The sequence below is a fragment of the Pseudomonas brassicacearum genome, assembly GCF_003732265.1.
Classification (GTDB): Bacteria; Pseudomonadota; Gammaproteobacteria; order Pseudomonadales; family Pseudomonadaceae; genus Aquipseudomonas; species Aquipseudomonas brassicacearum_D.
On sequence record NZ_MOBK01000134.1, the window covers coordinates 1 to 503 of the forward strand.

The following is a 503-nucleotide window of genomic DNA, read 5'->3' on the forward strand; positions in this document are numbered from 1 at the left end:
GAACGCGAACGTCACAAATGATAATTACTCGCATTGTCATCAAGGGTTACGAAATTTGCAACAGCCACCCGAACATCAGCCCTGAAAAACATCGGGGAGAACGCTCTGGCACGCCGTTCGGCGGGAATCCTTCAGAAATGTCATCCATTTCCCGCTCAGCCCTAAGATTTCTCCGACACGTGCCGACAGACTGGTGAGACATGCGTGCACCAAAGTAGAGCGGCCTGAAGAACGCTGCCTGCGCTGTACATGGAATGTTGCATCCAGAACGCATCCCCACTTTTCGCATAAGAAGTCCCATGAAATGAATCTCAAGTTCAGCCATAAAATCCTGTTGGCCGCCTCGGGCGTCGTGGTCCTGGCGTTCGCGCTGTTCACCCTCTACAACGACTATCTGCAGCGAAACACCATTCGCCAGAACCTCCAGTCCTCTGTGCAGCAGGCCGGTGATCTGACCGCCAGCAGCGTGCAGAACTGGATGAGCGGGCGGATTCTGGTGCTGG

1 pseudogene is annotated in these 503 nt (G+C 54.5%); it reads left to right on the top strand.

The window, feature by feature from the left end:
• Window positions 1-304: 304 nt before the first annotated feature.
• Window positions 305-503 (top strand): annotated as a pseudogene (locus tag BK660_RS30430) (chemotaxis protein); the annotation flags it as partial.